Here is an 18,119-nt window from a genome sequence, read left to right on the forward strand (position 1 = left end):
TAACCGGCCGGCGGCTTGCGGCCTGCGGCGAAACTGAGCATGCTCCTGTTACCTCTTTCGGCCGCAGGAGCCCGCATTTGACCGCATCGACTTCCGTGTTCGCCACCGCCACCGAGATGTCGGCAGCGCTCAAGGCCAGGCAGGTTTCTGCTGTCGAACTGGCCGAGCAGACCATCGCCCAGATCGAAAAGCACGACGCAAAGGTCAATGCCGTCTGCGTGCGCGATTTCGAGCGCGGCCTTGATGCCGCCCGGGCCGCCGATGCCGCGCTGGGGCGCGGCGAAGCCAGACCGCTGCTCGGCATTCCGATGACGGTGAAGGAATCCTTCAACATGGCCGGCCTGCCGACCACATGGGGATTTCCGGCACAGAAGGACTTCATTGCGCAGGAGGATGCGCTCGCCATTACGCGCGTGAAAGACGCCGGCGGCGTGATCCTCGGCAAGACAAACGTTCCGCTCGGGCTGGGCGACTGGCAGAGCTATAACGACATCTACGGCACCACCAACAACCCGTTTGATCTCGGCCGTACGCCGGGCGGCTCCTCCGGCGGCTCATCGGCAGCGCTGGCGGCCGGTTACGGCGCACTGTCACTCGGCTCCGACATCGGCGGCTCGCTGCGCGTGCCCGGGCATTATTGCGGCGTCTATGCCCATAAGCCGACTTTCAGCCTGGTGGCGATGCGCGGCCACACGCCGCCGCCGTTTCCGCCGCTGCCCTCGACCCGCGACCTGTCGGTGATCGGGCCGATGGCGCGCTGCGCCGCGGATCTGGCGCTGACGCTGGACGTCATCGCCGGTCCCGATCCCTGGCATGAAGGCATTGGTTATCAGCTGGCGCTGCCGCCGGCGCGGCACTCGGCGCTGAAGGAGTTTCGCGTTCTGATCCTCGACGCCCATCCGCTGATCCCGATCGCCGCCAGCGTGCGCGAGGCGGTCGAAACGATGACTGCCAATCTGACGCGCGCCGGCGTCTCCATCGCGCGCGCCAGTCCGCTGCTGCCTGATCTTGCCGATGGCGCGCGGCTGTACATGCGGATGCTGATCGCGCTGATCGAGGCCGCGGCGACGCCCGACGCCTATGCGGCCAACCAGGCGCGGGCGGCGAAGCTCGATCCCAGCGACATCAGCCTGGCCGCTGAACGCCTGCGCGGCGCCGTGCTCAGCCATCGCGACTGGCTGACCGCCGACGCCGGCCGCAACCGGCTGCGCGCGCAATGGCGCGAATTGTTCAAGAATTTTGACGCGGTGATCTGTCCGGTGATGCCGACTCCGGCCTATCCGCAGGATCACGAGCCGGACCAGAACAAGCGGATTCTCGAAATCGACGGCGTTGGCGTCCCCTATGTCGACCAGTTGGTCTGGCCCGGCATCGCCACCCTGCCCGGCCTGCCCGCAACGGCGATCCCGGTCGCGATGTCGAAGCAAGGCCTGCCTATCGGGCTGCAGATCCTCGGTCCCTGGCTGGAGGACCGCACGCCCATAAAGCTAGCCGGACTTATCGAACGCGAATTTGGCGGCTTTGTCGCGCCCACGGGATACTGAACGTAGCCCGCATGAGCGGAGCGATATGCGGGACCGGCCACGCTGAAGCACGCCCCCCGCATGTCGCTTCGCTTATGCGGGCTACGATTGCGCCAGCACCAGCCTTCCCGCCTCCGCCATGCTTACATCGCGCTCGCTCAGCAAATATTCCGCGATCGTGCGCTGCGTCACGTTCTCGATCACCGCGAAAGGGTCCGGCGTCATCAGGCGATGCTCGATCACCAGTCGCGACAGCAACAGCCGCCTTGCATCGCCGCGCCGGGCATGAATGCGGTGCGCCTCCCAGGCCAGCGTCACCGCGCTGGCGACGTGATACAGCGAACTGGTCGCCCGCCGCGCGTCAGCCTCGTTGTCAGCATGGGCTGCGACCTCACGGGCAAAGCCAATGGCGCGATCGACAAGGCCATGCAGCCGGTCGCGCCAGGCCTGCGGCACGCTGGCGCTATCGTCGAGCCGCGCGTGAAGATCGGCCGATAGCGCCGCCTCGGCGCCGTGACGCCCGATCGCGCGTTTCAGCGCGTCTAGCGCGACAATGTTGCCGGTGCCCTCCCAGATCGAGCCGAGATGGGCATCGCGCAGCAACCGCGCGGTAGCAAATTCCTCGATGTAGCCAATGCCGCCGCGCATCTCCATCGCGTCGCCGCAGACTTTTCGCGCATCGCGGGTGGCACGGAATTTCAGCGTCGGCGTTAGAATCCGCAACAAAGCGGCGGCGTCCTGGCTGCCGGCCTCGGCGCGGTCCAGCGCGTCCGCTGTAAGGAAACTCATCGATAGCGCCTGTTCGGTTGGCAGCATGATTTTCAGCAACTGCCGCCGCGCCAGCGGCATGTCGATGATGCGCTGTCCGAACACCACCCGACCGCGCGCCACCGCCATCGCGTCATGATAGGCGCGACGCATCAGCGAGGTCGATTTGACGCCGTTGGACAGCCGGCTCGAATTCACCATTTCCGCCATCTGTACGAAGCCGCGGTCGAGCCGGCCGACCGCATAGGCGATCGCACCTTCGAGCCTGATCTCGCCGGAAGCCATGGAGCGGGTGCCAAGCTTGTCCTTCAGCCGGATGATCCGGTAGTGGTTCATCGACCCGTCATCCAGCCGGCGCGGCATCAGGAACAGACCGACGCCGCGGGTGCCACCCTCCGCGCCCTCGGGCCGCGCCAACAGCATCACGATCTCGGCGTCGGCATTGGAGCAGAACCACTTTTCACCGGTAAGTCGCCAGTGATCGCCTTCCGGCACGGCGGTGGTGGTGAGCGTGCCAACGTCGGAGCCGCCCTCCTTCTCCGTCATGAACTGGCCACCTTGCGTCAGCCTGCTGATGTCGGTCTGCGTCAATCCATCGAGATACTTTTCCTGCAGCGCGTCATCGCCGAACCTCGACAGCAATTTCGCGGCGCCGTCAGTAACGTTGATCGGACACCCCATGCCGAATTCGGCCTGGTTGAACAGGAAGGTGAAGGCGTGTTTAGCGGCTACCGGATAGGTCGAAGGCCAGCCGAGAATTCCGGCACGATGCGACATCGCGTGAATGCCGAACTCGCCGAACGCGGCGCGCTCCAGCTCACGATAGGCAGGGTGATATTCGATCCGCTGCGCATCGCGGCCAAACCGATCGCGCTGGTGCAGCACCGGCACGTGACGGTCAGCCATACGGCCGGCCTCGTCGAGCGGCCCGCCGACCAGCGCGCCAAGCCGATCCAGATGTGGCGCGATATGGTTGAACAGATCTTCCGGCAGATGGATGCGCAGCAGATCGGCCAGCGCCGGATCGGCGCGATAGAAATTCATGCCCGACGTATCGGGCGCTATCATGCTTGCCGAGGAACCAGTTGCGATTTTATCATCGATTTTGATTTGGGCGTTCATGACGACCTCTTGTTTATGCCGGATACGTTTCCATGTGCATCATGCGCCCCTGGCGCCAATGAATAAAGTGCCCCGCCCCGGAGAACTTTACCGATGGATATTCCGCAGTACAAAACAGCGCTGATCGTCGGCGCCGGCGAAGGCATCAGCGCCTCGCTGGCGCGGCTGCTGGCAAAGCAGAACATCCGCGTCGCTCTGGCCGCGCGCAATATCCGCAAGCTCGATGCGCTGTGCCGAGAAATCCCGGCGAAGGCGTTCACCTGTGATGCGACCAATGCGGACGATGTCGCTAAATTGTTCGGTGAAGTTTCGGGCGAAGTCGGCGTGCCCGATGTGGTGGTCTACAACGCCAGCCAACGCGCCCGGGGATCCTTCACCGAGCTGGTGCCCGCCGATGTCGCGCGGTCGATCGCCGTCAGTGCGTTCGGAGGATTTTTAGTAGCGCAGCAGGCGCTACAGCTGATGCTGCCAAATCGGCACGGCGCCATCCTGTTCACCGGCGCCTCCGCCAGCATCAAGGGTTTTGCGCAGTCGGCACCGTTCGCGATGGGCAAGTTCGCGCTGCGCGGCTTGGCGCAATCGCTGGCGCGGGAGTTCGCGCCACAGGGCATCCACATCGCGCATTTCGTGATCGACGGCGGTATCCGCAGCTTGGTCCGCGCGGAGCCTGCCGATCATCCGGACTCGATGCTCGATCCCGACGCCATCGCCATCAACTACTGGAACGTGCTGCAGCAACCGCGCAACGCCTGGAGCTCGGAGCTGGAAATCCGGCCGTGGGTGGAACGATTTTAGAACAGCTTCAATGCGCCATGGCGACTTCGCCCCGGCCCGCCATCCGCAAGCTCGCACCCGGAAGCGCTTGCGGCATGGCGTCGATCCGCTTCTCAAACCGCACCTGCTTCCAATCGCCCGGCGTCGCCGCGAGAGCAAAGCCGGCCTTCCGCGCGACCGCCAGCATGGCGTAGTTACTGCGCAGCGTATCGCCAAACAGTTGCGCGGCGCCGAGCGCGGCGGCGCGGCCTTCGAGATTCGACAGCAATGCGGCACCCAGCTCCCATCGCTGCGGCCGATCGTCGATCGACAGGCCAAGCTCCACCCGCCAGCCGTCCTGATCGAAGGCATAGCGGGCCTCCCCGACGATTTGCTCGCAACCATCGACCTGCGTGACAGCCAACACCGAGGTTACGCCACGACCCGAATGGATGATTTTTTGCGACTGCTCCGCGGGCAACTCGCTGGCGGCCCCCATCAGCCGGTTATAGCGCGAGCTGATTGAGAGGTCGCGAAAACAGGATTGCAGCGCGACGGCGTCCGCGACGCTAGCCAATCGCACCATGACCCCAGCCCCGTCGCGCATCATAAGCCGATCCGGACATCGGCCGACACAATCGAGATGGGGAGTTTGCATCACAGTCGCTCAGGTCGATATCCGTAGCAATTTCATGCCAGCCAGAACGGTTTGCGGGCCTCGCTCAGCACTTCACCGACGGAGCACCCGGCATCGCGGATGTCGCGGTCGCTCCACTGCAGCAGTTCCCGGCGCTGCTCAATTCGGTGCCGCCACAGCCGCAACGTGCCAAGGAAGCCTACCAAGACACTTGGTACATGATGAAACGTCATCATCTGATGGGTAAAGGTGGACATTTTTGCCTCCCTTGATAAAGTAATTCATAGCATTGATGCATTTTTTACCCTCCGCAAACGACATGTCGCACCTGCTTGCATGAGTTAAATTCATGCAAAAATGGCTGAAAAACCGATGAGCGCGCGGCTTCCCTCGCTGAACGGCTTGCGTGCATTCGAAGCGGCGGCGCGCCATCTCAGCTTCACGCTGGCAGCGGCCGAACTGAACGTCACGCAAACCGCGATCAGCCACCAGATCAAGCGGCTGGAGCAGGAGCTCGGCATCCGGCTATTCGTACGGCAGAACCGGGCACTGGCGCTGACGCCGCAGGCGCGGGACTATCTGCCAGGCATCCGGGCGGCGTTCAACGACCTGCGGCTAGCCACCGACCGGCTGCGGCGCCACGACAGTGACAACGTCCTGACCATCAGCACGCTGGCCTCCCTGGCCGCGAAATGGCTGCTGCCGAGGCTAACGGCATTTCAGAAGGCACATCCGAAGATTGACGTCCGCATTACCACCTCCACCGCCATGGTCGATTTCAAGGACGGCGACGTCGATGCGGCCATCCGCTATGGCCGCGGTCGCTGGGCAGGGCTGCGTGCCGACTGGCTGACGGCCGATCACCTGTTTCCGGTGTGCAGCCCGGCCCTGCTGCGCGGCGACAAGCCACTGCGCATGCCGGCGGATCTGGCTCATCACACCTTGCTGCACACCAGCGCCGGCTATGACGATGACTGGCGGCTCTGGCTCATCGCGGCCGGGCTGCCTACCGAGTTGGCAACGCACCGCGGCCTGAGCTTTGACATGATCTTCATGACGCTGCAGGCCGCGATCGACGGCTTCGGCGTCGCGGTCGGCCGCACCACCTATGTAGAAGCCGATCTCGCGCAGGGCCGCCTGATTGTGCCATTCGAGATCAGCCTGCCGGCCGATGCCGGCTTCTATCTGGTCGCGCCGGAAAACGCCGCCGACCTCCCCAAGCTGGCCGCCTTCAGAAGCTGGTTGCTGGCGTCAGTGCCCAACCAGGGCCTGATTGCGAACAAACTCCCCAGCAAATAACGGGTTTTCATTTGGCCCGGCCGCCTGGCCGTGGCAGATTGTCGCAGATCCAATAAAACAGGCTGTCGCACCGCGCATAGAGACGCGCCGGGGCACCGCAATGGGAAGAAATTAATGATATCGTCAGCCACCACCTCGCAACCGCCGGAGCTCAAATCCAGGCTCGGCGCCATCCTGCGCTCCACGTCAGGCAATTTTCTCGAACAGTTCGACTTCTTCCTATTCGGCTTCTATGCCACTGCGATCTCCAAGGCATTCTTTCCGGCCGGCAATGACACCAACGCTCTGCTGCTGACCTTCACCACCTTCTGGCTTGGCGCCCTGATGCGTCCGGTTGGCGCGATTTTCCTCGGCGCCTATATCGACCGCATCGGTCGTCGCAAGGGCCTGATCGTGACGCTGGCGATCATGGCGATCGGCACCGTCACCATCGCGGTCTGCCCGACCTATGCCTCGATCGGGATCGCCGCGCCGCTGATCGTGCTGGTCGGCCGGCTGCTGCAGGGCTTTTCCGCCGGCGTCGAACTGGGCGGGGTGTCGGTCTATTTGTTCGAAATCTCCAAGCCGGGCAAAAAGGGCTTCTACACCTCGTTCCAGTCGGCCAGCCAGCAGGTCGCGATCTTCGCCGCCGCGGTGATCGGCTACGTGCTCAGCGAGATGCTGCCGGCTGACGCCATCACGACCTGGGGCTGGCGCATTCCGTTCTTCATTGGCTGCGCCATCGTGCCTTTCATCTTCCTGCTGCGCCGCACCCTGGAAGAGACTCCGGCCTTCCTTGCCATGACGAAGCACCCCTCGCCGAAGGAAGTGTTTGCTTCCGCGGCGGTGAACTGGCGGATCATTTTCTGGGGCATGATGCTGGTGGCCATGACCACCGTGACGTTCTATTTCGTCACCGTCTACACGCCGACCTTCGGCAAGACCGTGCTGAAACTCAGCAACAGCGACGCGCTGATCGTCACGGTGCTGGTGGCGATGAGCAATTTCTTCTGGTTGCCGGTCGGCGGCGCCCTGAGCGACCGCATCGGCCGCAAGCCGGTACTGCTGACCAGCGCTGCGCTGTCACTGCTGACGGCCTATCCGCTGCTGCTGTGGCTGGTCGATGCGCCGTCGTTCGGCAAGATGGTGGCGGTCGAGCTGTTGCTGTCCTTCTTCTACGGCATCTACAATGGCGCGATGGTCGTGGCCCTCACCGAAATCGTGCCGGCGCACGTCCGCACCACCTGCTTCTCGCTGGCCTATGCGCTCGCGGCGGCGTTGTTCGGCACTTTCACGCCGTTGGCGTCGACGTGGCTGATCGAACACACCGGCGATCGCGCCTCGCCCGGCTTCTGGCTGATGTTCGCCGCCGCCAGCGGCCTGATCGCGACCTTCGCGATCTATCGTGGCGGCCAGGCGATCGTGACCCGCGAGGCCGTGTCAGCCTAGCGGGGCTCACGGAACAGGGAAGGCGCGCGGCAGATTTGCCGTGCGCGTTCACGCGTTCGGCAACGGACCGGCGGGCGAAGCATGCTAAAAGACAAAATTGTCCGGCACGGAGTTCGTCATGCAGCGCAAGACACTGACCGCCATTGCGACATGGATGGCCCTGGCATCGCCCGCTTTCGCCCAGCAGCCGACGTACGCGCCGGATTTCTCCAAGGTCGAGATCAAGACAATGGAGTTCGGCGACCGCACCCACGTGCTGGAAGGCCAAGGCGGCAACATGACCGTGGCCGCCGCCCGTAATGGCATCATTCTGGTCGATGGCAAATTCGCGCCGCTGTACGACAAGATCACGGCGGCGATCGCCGCGGTGTCGCCGCAGCCAGTCAAATATCTGGTCAACATTCTTTTTCGTGGCGACCACACCGGAGGTAACACGCCGTTTGCCAAGAACGGCAGCACTGTTATCGCCAGTATCAAGGTCAAGACCCGGCTGGCCGCCGGCACCAGGAACTTCCTTACAGGCGTGGAAAATCCGCCCGCATCGAAGGAAGCGCTGCCCACCCTGACCTACACGCACCAGTTCAAGCTCGACCTGAAGGATCGCATCGCCGAACTGCGGCATGTCGAACATGCCCATACCGACGGCGACACCTTCACCAACAGGCGTTACCCCAATATCGATGTGCTCAATGGCGGCAATATCAAGGGCATGATCGCCGCGACCGCTGCCTATCTGAAGCTCGCCAATGACAAGATCAGGTTCGTGCCCGGACATGGCACGCTCGGCGACAAAGCGGCGCTGACCGGGCATCGCACCATGTTGGTCACCGCGCGTGACCGCATGGCGAAACCGGTGATGGACGGCAAGAGCGAGGACGAAGCGCTTGCAGCGAAGCCGTACGCCGAACTCGACACGACCTGGGCCCCGAGTGAACAGGCTAGCAAGAACTTTGTCCGCGTGGTCTATCACTCGCTCACCGACAAACCGGACGCAAAATCATGAAAGAACTGTTGCCGCTGGCGGAGAAGATCGCGCTCGAACTGACCGCCCGCAAACAGAAAATCGCCGTGTCGGAATCCTCCACTGGCGGATTGATCTCGGCGGCGTTGCTGGCAGTACCCGGCGCCTCGGCCTATTATCTCGGCGGCGCGGTGGTTTACACCCGTGATGCCCGCCGTATCCTGGCGGACATCCATAATGACGACATGAAGGGCATCCGCTCGGCCTCCGAGCCCTATGCGGAATTGCTGGCAAAGCGGATCCGCGAGCGCTTCGGCTGTGACTGGGCGCTGTCGGAAACCGGCGCCACCGGCCCCACCGGCAACAGCTATGGCGACGCCGCCGGCCACAGCTGCATCGCCGTCGCGGGCCCGCGCAACGAGGTCATGACGATCGAGACCGGAAGCCGCGACCGTCTCGGCAACATGCATGCCTTCGCGCATACCGCGCTGACATTTCTGCTGAAGAATTTGTCAAATTGATCTGAAACGCAGCTCCATCCGCCGTCATTGCGAGTCTAAACCGCGACCGCCGCCGGCTCCGCCAGAATGCAGCGCGCCATGCGATTGCCGGCCATCTGCACGTTCGGCGGCGGCGCCTCGACGCAGCGCGGTTGGGCGAAGCCGCAGCGCGGGGCGAACGAGCAATTGACCGGCGCCTTGTCGAGCGATGGCGGCGTGCCGGGAATGGTCTCCAGCCGCGCGCCGCGCTTGGCGCCGTGGACGGTGGAAGCCAGCAACCCACGCGGATAGGGATGCACCGCGGAGCGCACGATCTGGCTCAGCGTGCCCTGCTCGACGATCTGACCGGCATACATTACCGCGACGCGGTCGCAGATCTCGATCGCCACGCCGATATCATGCGTCACGAAGATGATCGACATTCCGAATTCGCGCTGCAACTCGCGCAACAGCAGCAGGATCTGGATCTGTACCGTGGCGTCGAGTGCCGTGGTCGGCTCGTCGGCGAGCAGGATTTTCGGCTTGCAGGCCAGCGCCAGCGCGATCATCGCGCGCTGCCGCATGCCGCCGGACATTTCGTGCGGATAGGCATCGAGACGACGTTTGGCGGAGGGAATGCGGACCACTTCCAGCATCTCCAGCGCGCGCTTGGTGGCGTCGGTCTGGCTCTTGCCCTCGTGGCGCATCACGCTTTCGGCGATCTGCTGGCCGATCGTGTAGACCGGATCCAGCGCCAGCGCCGGCTCCTGGAAGATCATCGATACGGTCTGTCCGCGGAACGCCGACAGCTCGTCGTCATTAAGCGCCAGCACATCCCGGCCGAGCACATTCACCGTACCGGTGATTTGCGTACGCTTTTTCGGCAGCAGCCGCATCAACGCGCGCAACGTCACGCTCTTGCCGGAGCCGGACTCCCCGAGCAGGCCGAGCACCTCGCCCTCGCCGAGCGTCAGGCTGAGATCGTTCACCGCATGGACGGTGCGCTCGCCGGAGAACTTGATATTGAGATTGCGAACCTCGACCAGGTTGCTCATGCCAGCTCCGGACACTTGTTATGGAAATCGGTCGCGCGCTGAAACGCGGCGCCGATAGTCAGCAGGCTCGCTTCCTCGAACGACCGGCCGATCAGCTGCATACCGATTGGGAGTTTGTTGATACTAAATCCGGCGGGGATCGAGAGCGACGGCAGACCGAGATAATTGACCGGACGGGTAAAGCGAGTCAGCCGCTGGATCATGGCCTCCGCGCCAGGCGCTGCGCCGACGTCGCTCTCGGCGATGGTCGGTGCCGCCGACGGCGATACCGGCGCCAGCACCGCGTCCGTTCCAGTGACCGCGGCAAGCCAGGCCGCCAGCGCCGGGCCGCGCCAGCGCAGCGATTCCAGATAGGACACGCCGGACACGGCGAAGCCGTTCTGGAATCGCGCCAGGATCTGCGGGCCGTAATCCTGCGGCCGTTCGATCATCCAGCGCTTGTGGATAGCAGCGGCCTCGGTGGCGATCATCAGCTGGCACGCCGCGCTGATCTGGCGCTGGTCAGGCAGGTCGACCTCGACGATTTTGATTCCTTCGCGCTTCAACGTTGCGATGGTGTCCTGCAGGATTGCGGCGGTGTCGGCGTCGAGGTCATCGATATAGAACGATTTCGGAATGCCGACGGTCATGCCTGTGGCGAAGGCCCGCGTCGCCGCCATGTAGTCCGGCACCGCGCGGGTGCTGGTGACCGCATCAAGCGGATCCGCGCCGGCCATCAGGCCGGTGAGCAGCGCGCAATCCTCGACGCTGCGCGCCAGCGGCCCGACGGTGTCGAGCGATTGCGACAGCGGCATCGCCCCGGCCCGACTGATCAGGCCAAGCGTGGTCTTCAGCCCGGTTACGCCGCAAAAATGCGCCGGCAGCCGGATCGAGCCGCCGGTGTCGGAACCGAGCGCTGCGAAGGTGAGCCTAGCCGCGACCGCCGAACCGGAGCCGGACGACGAACCACCTGTGACATGATCGACGTGCCATGGATTGTGCACCGCGCCGAAATGCGCATTATGCCCGGTCGGACCATAGGCGAATTCGACCATCTGCAGCGAGCCGAGGCGCACGGTGCCGGCGTCCTTGAGGCGCCGCAGCGCGGTCGACGTGGTGGTCGCGACCCAGTCGCGACGGATATGCGAGCCGCAGGTGACCACATGGCCTTCGTCGTAATACATGTCCTTGTGCGCCATCGGCACGCCGTGCAGGACGCCGCGGCTTTCGCCCTTGGCCAGCGCCGCATCCGCCAGGTCGGCCGCGGCCAGCGCGGCATTCGCCTCGATCGACATATAGGCGTTCAGGCTCGGCTGCCATTTGGCGGTACGGTCGAGGCAGGACTGCGTGGCTTCGCGCGACGAGATCTTCTTCTGCGCGATGGCCTCGGCTATTTCGGTCAGCGTCAGCAATGCGGGTTCGGTAACGCTCATTTCGCGACATCCATATTCTGCACGACAAGGAAGGTCGCCGGTTCGAGATCCATCGGCAGCGTGCCGGCGATGGCGGCAAAGCCTTCATAGGCGGGGCCGATGGCATGGGCGATGCGCTCGGCGACATCGTCGGCAATGGCGAGCCCGCCGATCTCGGTGATGGCCTTGATCTGCCTGGCGGTGGGAATGGTCATGAAACAATGGCTCCTGTGGCGGGGGCTTTACTGTGCGCGGCGCCGGGAATGAACATATAGCAGGCGACTTGGTGGCCGGCGGCGTCGACCTGCGTCAGCTTCGGGCTGTTGCCGGAACACACCGCCTCGACGAACGGACATCGGGTGTGGAATCGGCAGCCCGACGGCGGATCGATCGGGTTCGGCGGATCGCCGGTGATCGGCGGCACCTGTGTGCGGTTATCGGGATCGGACGACGGCATCGCCGCCAGCAATGCACGCGTATAGGGATGCGCCGGCGTGTCCCAGACATCGTCGACCGGGCCGAGCTCGACGACTTCGCCAAGATACATCACCAGCACGCGGTCGGAGATGTAACGGACGACGTTGAGGTCGTGGCTGATGAACAGATAGGTCAGGCCGAATTCGCGCTTCAGATCGACCAGCAGGTTCAGCACCTGCGCCTCGACCGATTTGTCCAGCGCCGAGACGGCTTCATCGAGAATGACAAGGCGTGGCGACAGTGCCAGCGCGCGCGCGATGTTGACGCGCTGCCTCTGGCCACCAGAGATTTCGTGCGGGTAGCGGTTGGCGAAATTCTCCGGCCGCAATCCAACCTTGCCGAGCAGTTCGCGCGCCAGCGCCCGGGAGGCGTTTTCCGCCATGCCGTGAATCTTGGGACCGAAAGCGATCGACTCCTCGATGGTCAGCCGCGGATTGAGCGAGGCGTAGCTGTCCTGAAACACCATCTGCATGCCGCGGCGCAATTCACGCAAACTCAATTCGCGGCCAACGGCGCGGCCATCATAAATGATGTCGCCGGAATTGCGTTCCATCAGATGCATCAGCAAGCGCGCGGTGGTGGACTTGCCGCAGCCGGATTCGCCGACGATGCCGACGGTCTCGCCCTTGGCGATGGCGAACGATACGTTATCGACGGCACGCACGGTCTTGCTCTTGGCGAACAGTCCGCCTCGCACCGGAAAGTGCTTGGTGAGGCCGTCCACCCGAAGCAGCGGCTGGGCGACGCCGCCGACGTCGGGGAGCGGTTCGAGCATGTCGATGGGTTCAATGTTTTCGGTCATGACATCAGTTCCGGATGTCCATGGCGCTGCGCATGCCATCACTCACCAGGTTGAAACAGATCGAGACCGCGAAGATCATCGCGCCCGGGAGTGCCGCGACCCAGGGGTTGACGTAGATCGCGGTGCGCAGCGTGTTCAGCATCAGGCCCCATTCCGGCTCCGGCGGCTTGGTCCCGAGACCAAGGAATGAAAGGCCGGCGGCCAGGATCATCGACACCGAGATCAGCCCGGTGGCGTAGACGAAGATGGTGCCAAGCACATTGCCCAGCATGTGCACGCGCATGATGGTGAAGGCGTCGGCACCGGAAGCGCGCGCGGCCTCGACGAAATCCATGTTGCGCACACCGGTGGTGACGCTTTCGGCGACGCGGGTGATCTGCGGCACGAATACTACCGTGAGCGAGACGATCGAGTTGACGATGCCGGCGCCGAGCGCACCGGAGATCGCGATTGCCAGCAGCACCGACGGGAAGGCGTAGAAAATATCGATGGTGCGCATGATGGCGGTGTTGACCTTGCCGCCATTGTAGCCGGCGACGAGACCGAGCGAGGTCCCGATGATGAAGGCCAGAATCACCGGCAGGATGCCGATCAGCAGCGACAGCCTTCCGCCATAGATCAGCCGCGCCAGCATGTCGCGGCCGAGTTCGTCGGTGCCGAGCGGATAGTTCGGCGTGCCGATGTGGCGCAACCTTCGAATCATCGAACCCTGATACGGATCGGCAAGTCCGAGCCAGGGTGCGAACAGCGCGCCCAGCAGGATCAGCAGCAAAATGAACGCACAGGCCATGCTGACCTTATCGCGGACGATGCGGCGTCCCACGGTGGCCCAATAGCCGCGCGCGGCGCTGGCGGGCGCGGCTTGCAGCGCGGTGTCTGTCATCGCGGTCATGAGGTTTTGTCCAGCATGGTCAGCTCCGCTTGATGCGCGGATCGATCGAGGCTTGCGCGATATCGACCAGGAGATTGAGGAACACGAAGAACAGCGCCAGCACCAGGATGGTACCCTGCAGCAGTGGCAGGTCGCGCTGGAAGATGGCGGAATTCAGCAGCAGCCCGGAGCCCGGCCAGGAGAACACGGTCTCGATCAGGATCGAGCCGCCGAGCATATAGCCCAGCTGCAGGCCCATCACCGCCAGCGCCGTCGGCGCGGCGTTCTTGATAACGTGGCGAAACACCTTTGTTTCGCGCAGGCCTTTTGCGCGCAAGGCTTCGACAAAGTCCTGCGAGAGGATGTCGCCGGTCAGCGCGCGCACGGTGCGGGTGACGATGCCCATCGGAATCACCGAGGTCGTGATCGCCGGCAGCACCAAATATCGGATGTGCTCCCAGTCCCACGCCCAGGAGCCGGAGCCGCCGGGACCGGCGCCGACGGCGGGCAGCCAGTTGAGCTGCACCGAGAAGATGATGACCAGTACCATGCCGAGCCAATAATGCGGCACCGAGACGCCGGCGATGGCGATCGAGGTTGCCACCTTGTCGACCCAGGTATCGCGAAAATAGCCGGCGATCAGGCCGAAGAACAGGCCAAGCGAGAAGCCGATCGCCGCGGCGGCAATCGCCAGCGTCACGGTGTTGCCGACCGCGCGCAGCACTTCGGCGAGTACCGGGCGGCCGGTGGCGATGGAATTGCCGAGGTCGCCATGCAGCGCGCGCCACAGCCACAGGCCGAACTGCACCGGCAATGGACGATCAAAGCCATAGGCGATGCGCAGCTGCGCAGCCAGCTCCTGCGAGGCGTCGGCAGGGAGAATCGCGACCAGGGGATCGCCGGGGGTGATGTGCACCAATAGGAAGCACACCAGCGCCACGCTGACGACAATCGGGATCACATAGACGATACGTCGCACGATATAGACGAACAAAGGTCACCTTCGATTCAGAGCAGAACCCGCGGGCTCTATCTTCCTTCTCCCCTTGTGGGAAAAGGTGACACGGCCGAAGGCCGTGACGGATGAGGGGTAGCTGCCGGGCGCGGCATTACTCCTCACCCGTCTTCGCTTCGCGAAGCCACCCTCTCCGACAAGGGGAGCGGGAAGAAACGCGCTTTGCTCAGCTTACGGCGCGATCGATACCGGTGAAAAATCGACAAACCAGCTCTTCGGCTGCACGAAGCCCTTGATCTTCGGGCTCAGCGCGCGCGGACCGACGTCGTGGGCGACGTAGAGGAATGCGGCATCGTCGATCGAGGCAGCGTTCAGCTCGGCCAGCGCTTCATCACGTGCCGAGGCGTCGAAGGTGGTGCGGGCCTTGGTCACCAACTCGTCGAACTTCGGATTGTTGATGAAGCCCCAGTTGTTGGACACCGGCGGCGCCATCGACGACTGCAGAAAGCGCACCAGTGCGAAGAACGGGTCCATCGCCGCATAGGTCACGTTGGTGGCGTTGGAGCCGTTCGCAGAGGGATCCTTGGCGCCGCGACGCCAGTTGGTGAACAGCGTGTTCCATTCGATGACGTCGAGCTTGACGTCGAAATAGCACTCCGCCAGCGCCTGCTGCATGTATTCGTTCATCGGCAGCGGCAGCATCTGGCCGGAGCCCGATGCCGAGGTCTGCACTTTCACTTCGAGCTTCTTGGTCGGGCCGAAGCCGGCTTCCTTCATCAGCTTCTGCGCGCCTGCGAGATCATACTTGATCTCGAAAGTCGGCTTGCCGCGCCACGGATGGCCGGGCTCGAAGGTACCGGTCGCCGGCACCATCAGGCCGGCCATCAGACCGTCCTTCAGCCCTTCGCGGTCGATGCAGAGATTGGCGGCCTTGCGGACACGGATATCATTCCACGGCGAGCCCTCGACGCGGGAGAACTGCCACGGCCAGACATGCGGCTGCTCGTTCTTCTCAATCTTGAAGCCGCGCGCGTTGATTTCCTTGACGGCATCGGGCGCCGGCGCCTCGATCCAGTCGACCTGGCCGGACAGCAGCGCCGCGGTGCGGGCATTGGCTTCCGGCATCGGCAGCAGCAGCAGCTTGTCGACATGGGGGACGCGGGCCTTGTCCCAGTAATTATCGTTCTTCGCCAGTTCGAGCCGCTCGCGCGGGGTGAATTTCGACATCTTCCACGGACCGGTGCCGGCTGGCTCGCGGGCGAACGCCGCCCAGGCCGCCTGCGACTTCGCCTTGGCGTCGGCGCCCTCGGCCTTGTCGAAGAATGACTGCCACTTGGTCGGGCTCGCCATATAGAGATTGGTGAGATTGATCGGCAGGAACGAATCCGGCTCCTTGGTCATCAGCTCGACGGTCATATCGTCGATCTTCTTCGCCGACACCAGCGTCGGCATGCGTGACGCGGTGACGCCGACCTGGCTGGCATCGAATTGCAAAGCATCCTGCTTCAGCACCTTCTCGACGTTCCACACCACGGCGTCGGCATTGAAGGCCGAGCCATCGTGAAAGGTGACGCCGGGACGCAGCTTGAAGGTCCATTTCTTCTTGTCGGAATCATCGACCTTCCACTCGGTAGCGAGACCGGGAATCACGACGCTCGCCTTGGTTGCGGATGACAGGTCCCACATCGTCAAGCCGTCATACATCGTCACGCCGGTAAAGCGATTGCCTTCAAAACCCTGATCGGGCTGACCCAGCGTACGTGGAATATCCGCCGCCGTCATACCGATGCGCAGCACCGTCTCGGCGCCGGCGATCTGCGGCAGGGTGAGCGCTGTCGCCACGCTCAACATCGCAATCGCCATCGCAAGACGGCTCTTTTTCGGCTTCTCGATACGCATCAATGTCAGTCCTATTGAATGGATGGCTCGGCGTCTCAGCCTAACCTGCTGGCTAATTCTTATGCAACGCCCGTGCCAGCGTCGACATTTCCAGGGTCCGGTGACTCGACACGCGGCACCGTGTCCATGGGATACGCAACGAGGCAGCGAATGCCGATTGTGGCACCGGCCTTGCAAGTAATACGCGACTCTTACCCGCCCCAATGGAGCCTGGTTCATGCGCGTTCGGAATTCGATCATTGTTGCGGCCATCGCTGCCGTTTTAGGCGCCACCGCGCCGGCGCAAGCCGAATCGGTTGTGCGCTACGGTATCTCGATGGCGGACATTCCGCTGACCACCGGTCAGCCCGACCGCGGCGCCGGCGCCTACCAGTTCACCGGCTATACGATCTACGATCCGCTGGTGGCATGGGAGATGGACGTGTCGGATCGTCCCGGCAAGCTGATCCCCGGCCTCGCCACCGAATGGAAGGTCGATGCCGCCGACAAGACCAAGTGGCGCTTCAATTTGCGCCAGGGCGTCAAATTCCATGATGGCAGCGACTTCAATGCCGACGCGGTGATCTGGAATCTCGACAAGGTGCTGAACGAGAAGGCACCGCATTTCGACAAACGCCAGAGCGCGCAGGTCAAGACCCGCCTGCCCTCGGTCGCGAGCTACGCCAAGATCGACGATTCAACCGTCGAGATCACCACCAAGACCGTCGACTCCTTCTTTCCGTACCAGATGCTCTGGTTCCTGGTCTCCAGCCCGGCACAGTACGAGAAGGTCGGCAAGGACTGGGACAAGTTCGCAGCCGCCCCCTCCGGCACCGGCCCGTTCAAATTGACCAAACTGGTGCCGCGCGAACTCGCCGAGCTCAGCAAGAACCCTGATTACTGGGACAAGAAGCGGATTGCGAAAGTCGACAGGCTGGTGCTGGTGCCGATGCCGGAAGCCCTGACCCGCACCAACGCGCTGCTGGCCGGCCAGGTCGACCTGATCGAGACGCCCGCGCCGGACGCCGTGCCACAGCTCAAGTCGGCGGGCATGAAGATCGTCGACAACGTCACGCCGCATGTCTGGAATTATCATCTCAGCGTGCTGCCGGGCTCGCCCTGGACCGACGTCCGGCTGCGCAAGGCCCTCAACCTGGCCATCGACCGCGACGCCGTGGTCGGCCTGATGAACGGTCTTGCCAAGCCGGCGATCGGCCAGGTCGATCCGTCCTCCCCGTGGTTCGGCAAGCCGACGTTCAAGATCAAATACGATCTCGCCGAAGCCAAGAAACTGGTCAAGGAAGCCGGCTACGGCCCGGACAAGCCGCTGAAGGCGACCTTCATCATCGCCAATGGCGGCACGGGCCAGATGCTGTCGCTGCCGATGAACGAATTCCTGCAGCAGAGCTTCAAGGAAATCGGCGTCGAGGTCGAATTCAAGGTGGTCGAGCTCGAAGTTCTCTACACCGCCTGGCGCAAAGGCGCGGCCGATGACAGCATGAAGGGCATCACCGCCAACAACATCGCTTACGTCACCTCCGACCCGCTTTACGCCATCGTCCGCTTCTTCGACTCGCGCCAGGTCGCGCCGGTCGGCGTCAACTGGGGCGGCTACAAGAATCCGAAGGTCGATGCGTTGATCGACGAAGCCAAGCAGACCTTCGACGAAAAGAAACAGGACGATCTCATCGCTCAGGCCGATACTCTGATCGTCGATGAC

The 18,119-nt window shown here is 63.5% G+C and carries 17 protein-coding genes; 7 read left to right on the top strand and 10 right to left on the bottom strand.

The features are described from left to right. Nucleotides 1-77: 77 nt before the first annotated feature. A complete protein-coding gene (locus Q0S16_RS24555; protein ID WP_295854536.1) occupies nt 78-1,544 on the top strand; it encodes an amidase in 1,467 nt (488 codons plus the stop codon). An 81-nt stretch (nt 1,545-1,625) separates the two neighbouring features. Here Q0S16_RS24555 and Q0S16_RS24560 read toward each other — a convergent pair whose 3' ends face one another. After that, nucleotides 1,626-3,413 (bottom strand): acyl-CoA dehydrogenase family protein, encoded by a 1,788-nt coding sequence (locus Q0S16_RS24560; protein WP_295854539.1) that lies wholly within the window; start codon nt 3,411-3,413, stop codon nt 1,626-1,628. 93 nt (nt 3,414-3,506) lie between these two features. On the opposite strand from Q0S16_RS24560, the gene Q0S16_RS24565 reads away from it, so the two are divergent. Then, nucleotides 3,507-4,208, top strand: coding sequence for an SDR family NAD(P)-dependent oxidoreductase (locus Q0S16_RS24565; RefSeq protein WP_295854542.1), 702 nt, complete (start codon nt 3,507-3,509; stop codon nt 4,206-4,208). Between the two features lie 7 nt (nt 4,209-4,215). Here the strand turns inward: Q0S16_RS24565 and Q0S16_RS24570 are convergent, their stop codons facing one another. After that, the gene (locus Q0S16_RS24570) at nt 4,216-4,776 is read right to left on the bottom strand and encodes a GNAT family N-acetyltransferase (RefSeq protein WP_295854546.1); all 561 of its coding nucleotides are present in this window, start codon (nt 4,774-4,776) and stop codon (nt 4,216-4,218) included. An 80-nt stretch (nt 4,777-4,856) separates the two neighbouring features. Next, nucleotides 4,857-5,060 carry a DUF1127 domain-containing protein gene (locus Q0S16_RS24575; RefSeq protein WP_295854548.1) on the bottom strand — a complete coding sequence of 68 codons (204 nt, stop codon included), beginning with the start codon at nt 5,058-5,060 and terminating at the stop codon, nt 4,857-4,859. 115 nt (nt 5,061-5,175) lie between these two features. Here Q0S16_RS24575 and Q0S16_RS24580 point away from each other — a divergent pair, with 115 nt between their 5' ends. The 4 genes from Q0S16_RS24580 (at nt 5,176) to Q0S16_RS24595 (ending at nt 9,012) form a co-directional block, all read left to right on the top strand. Further along, the gene (locus Q0S16_RS24580; protein ID WP_295854552.1) at nt 5,176-6,102 is read left to right on the top strand and encodes a transcriptional regulator GcvA; all 927 of its coding nucleotides are present in this window, start codon (nt 5,176-5,178) and stop codon (nt 6,100-6,102) included. A 114-nt stretch (nt 6,103-6,216) separates the two neighbouring features. After that, nucleotides 6,217-7,530: an MFS transporter gene (locus Q0S16_RS24585; RefSeq protein ID WP_295854555.1), complete on the top strand. Its 1,314-nt coding sequence runs from the start codon at nt 6,217-6,219 to the stop codon at nt 7,528-7,530. 118 nt (nt 7,531-7,648) lie between these two features. Next, nucleotides 7,649-8,533, top strand: a complete 885-nt coding sequence (locus Q0S16_RS24590; RefSeq protein ID WP_295854557.1) for a hypothetical protein — start codon at nt 7,649-7,651, stop codon at nt 8,531-8,533. Next, a complete protein-coding gene (locus Q0S16_RS24595) occupies nt 8,530-9,012 on the top strand; it encodes a CinA family protein (protein WP_295854558.1) in 483 nt (160 codons plus the stop codon). Before Q0S16_RS24590 ends, Q0S16_RS24595 begins: the two co-directional genes overlap by 4 nt. 35 nt (nt 9,013-9,047) lie before the next feature. Here Q0S16_RS24595 and Q0S16_RS24600 read toward each other — a convergent pair whose 3' ends face one another. From Q0S16_RS24600 to Q0S16_RS24630, 7 genes are all read right to left on the bottom strand, one after another. After that, entirely contained in the window at nt 9,048-10,025 is a 978-nt protein-coding gene (locus Q0S16_RS24600) for an ABC transporter ATP-binding protein (protein ID WP_295854561.1), read from the bottom strand. Continuing rightward, nucleotides 10,022-11,437 (bottom strand): amidase, encoded by a 1,416-nt coding sequence (locus Q0S16_RS24605; protein WP_295854563.1) that lies wholly within the window; start codon nt 11,435-11,437, stop codon nt 10,022-10,024. Before Q0S16_RS24605 ends, Q0S16_RS24600 begins: the two co-directional genes overlap by 4 nt. Continuing rightward, on the bottom strand, nt 11,434-11,631 hold the full coding sequence (locus Q0S16_RS24610; protein ID WP_295854566.1) for a hypothetical protein: 198 nt from the start codon (nt 11,629-11,631) through the stop codon (nt 11,434-11,436). The genes Q0S16_RS24605 and Q0S16_RS24610 overlap by 4 nt, the downstream gene beginning before the upstream one ends. Next, nucleotides 11,628-12,695: an oligopeptide/dipeptide ABC transporter ATP-binding protein gene (locus Q0S16_RS24615; RefSeq protein ID WP_295854567.1), complete on the bottom strand. Its 1,068-nt coding sequence runs from the start codon at nt 12,693-12,695 to the stop codon at nt 11,628-11,630. The genes Q0S16_RS24610 and Q0S16_RS24615 overlap by 4 nt, the downstream gene beginning before the upstream one ends. A 4-nt stretch (nt 12,696-12,699) precedes the next feature. Then, on the bottom strand, nt 12,700-13,587 hold the full coding sequence (locus Q0S16_RS24620; RefSeq protein WP_295854569.1) for an ABC transporter permease: 888 nt from the start codon (nt 13,585-13,587) through the stop codon (nt 12,700-12,702). Nucleotides 13,588-13,606: 19 nt separating this feature from the next. Beyond that, nucleotides 13,607-14,560: an ABC transporter permease gene (locus Q0S16_RS24625; RefSeq protein ID WP_295854571.1), complete on the bottom strand. Its 954-nt coding sequence runs from the start codon at nt 14,558-14,560 to the stop codon at nt 13,607-13,609. Nucleotides 14,561-14,752: 192 nt separating this feature from the next. Continuing rightward, nucleotides 14,753-16,420 (bottom strand): ABC transporter substrate-binding protein, encoded by a 1,668-nt coding sequence (locus tag Q0S16_RS24630; RefSeq protein WP_295854575.1) that lies wholly within the window; start codon nt 16,418-16,420, stop codon nt 14,753-14,755. Between the two features lie 217 nt (nt 16,421-16,637). Between Q0S16_RS24630 and Q0S16_RS24635 the strand changes: the two genes are divergently transcribed. Then, on the top strand, nt 16,638-18,119 hold a 1,482-nt coding region (locus Q0S16_RS24635; protein WP_295854578.1), incomplete at its 3' end, for an ABC transporter substrate-binding protein.

Origin of the sequence: Tardiphaga sp. (assembly GCF_025356345.1) — a bacterium.
GTDB lineage: Bacteria > Pseudomonadota > Alphaproteobacteria > Rhizobiales > Xanthobacteraceae > Tardiphaga.

Bases quoted from the DNA above. Each gene is read 5' to 3' on its own strand.
- Q0S16_RS24595 (WP_295854558.1), top strand. From the start codon at position 8,530: ATGAAAGAACTGTTGCCGCTGGCGGAGAAGATCGCGCTCGAACTGACC.
- Q0S16_RS24575 (WP_295854548.1), bottom strand. From the start codon at position 5,060: ATGTCCACCTTTACCCATCAGATGATGACGTTTCATCATGTACCAAGT.
- Q0S16_RS24630 (WP_295854575.1), bottom strand. From the start codon at position 16,420: ATGCGTATCGAGAAGCCGAAAAAGAGCCGTCTTGCGATGGCGATTGCG.
- Q0S16_RS24600 (WP_295854561.1), bottom strand. From the start codon at position 10,025: ATGAGCAACCTGGTCGAGGTTCGCAATCTCAATATCAAGTTCTCCGGC.
- Q0S16_RS24610 (WP_295854566.1), bottom strand. From the start codon at position 11,631: ATGACCATTCCCACCGCCAGGCAGATCAAGGCCATCACCGAGATCGGC.
- Q0S16_RS24620 (WP_295854569.1), bottom strand. From the start codon at position 13,587: ATGACCGCGATGACAGACACCGCGCTGCAAGCCGCGCCCGCCAGCGCC.
- Q0S16_RS24580 (WP_295854552.1), top strand. From the start codon at position 5,176: ATGAGCGCGCGGCTTCCCTCGCTGAACGGCTTGCGTGCATTCGAAGCG.
- Q0S16_RS24560 (WP_295854539.1), bottom strand. From the start codon at position 3,413: ATGAACGCCCAAATCAAAATCGATGATAAAATCGCAACTGGTTCCTCG.
- Q0S16_RS24615 (WP_295854567.1), bottom strand. From the start codon at position 12,695: ATGACCGAAAACATTGAACCCATCGACATGCTCGAACCGCTCCCCGAC.
- Q0S16_RS24590 (WP_295854557.1), top strand. From the start codon at position 7,649: ATGCAGCGCAAGACACTGACCGCCATTGCGACATGGATGGCCCTGGCA.
- Q0S16_RS24605 (WP_295854563.1), bottom strand. From the start codon at position 11,437: ATGAGCGTTACCGAACCCGCATTGCTGACGCTGACCGAAATAGCCGAG.
- Q0S16_RS24585 (WP_295854555.1), top strand. From the start codon at position 6,217: ATGATATCGTCAGCCACCACCTCGCAACCGCCGGAGCTCAAATCCAGG.
- Q0S16_RS24565 (WP_295854542.1), top strand. From the start codon at position 3,507: ATGGATATTCCGCAGTACAAAACAGCGCTGATCGTCGGCGCCGGCGAA.
- Q0S16_RS24570 (WP_295854546.1), bottom strand. From the start codon at position 4,776: ATGATGCGCGACGGGGCTGGGGTCATGGTGCGATTGGCTAGCGTCGCG.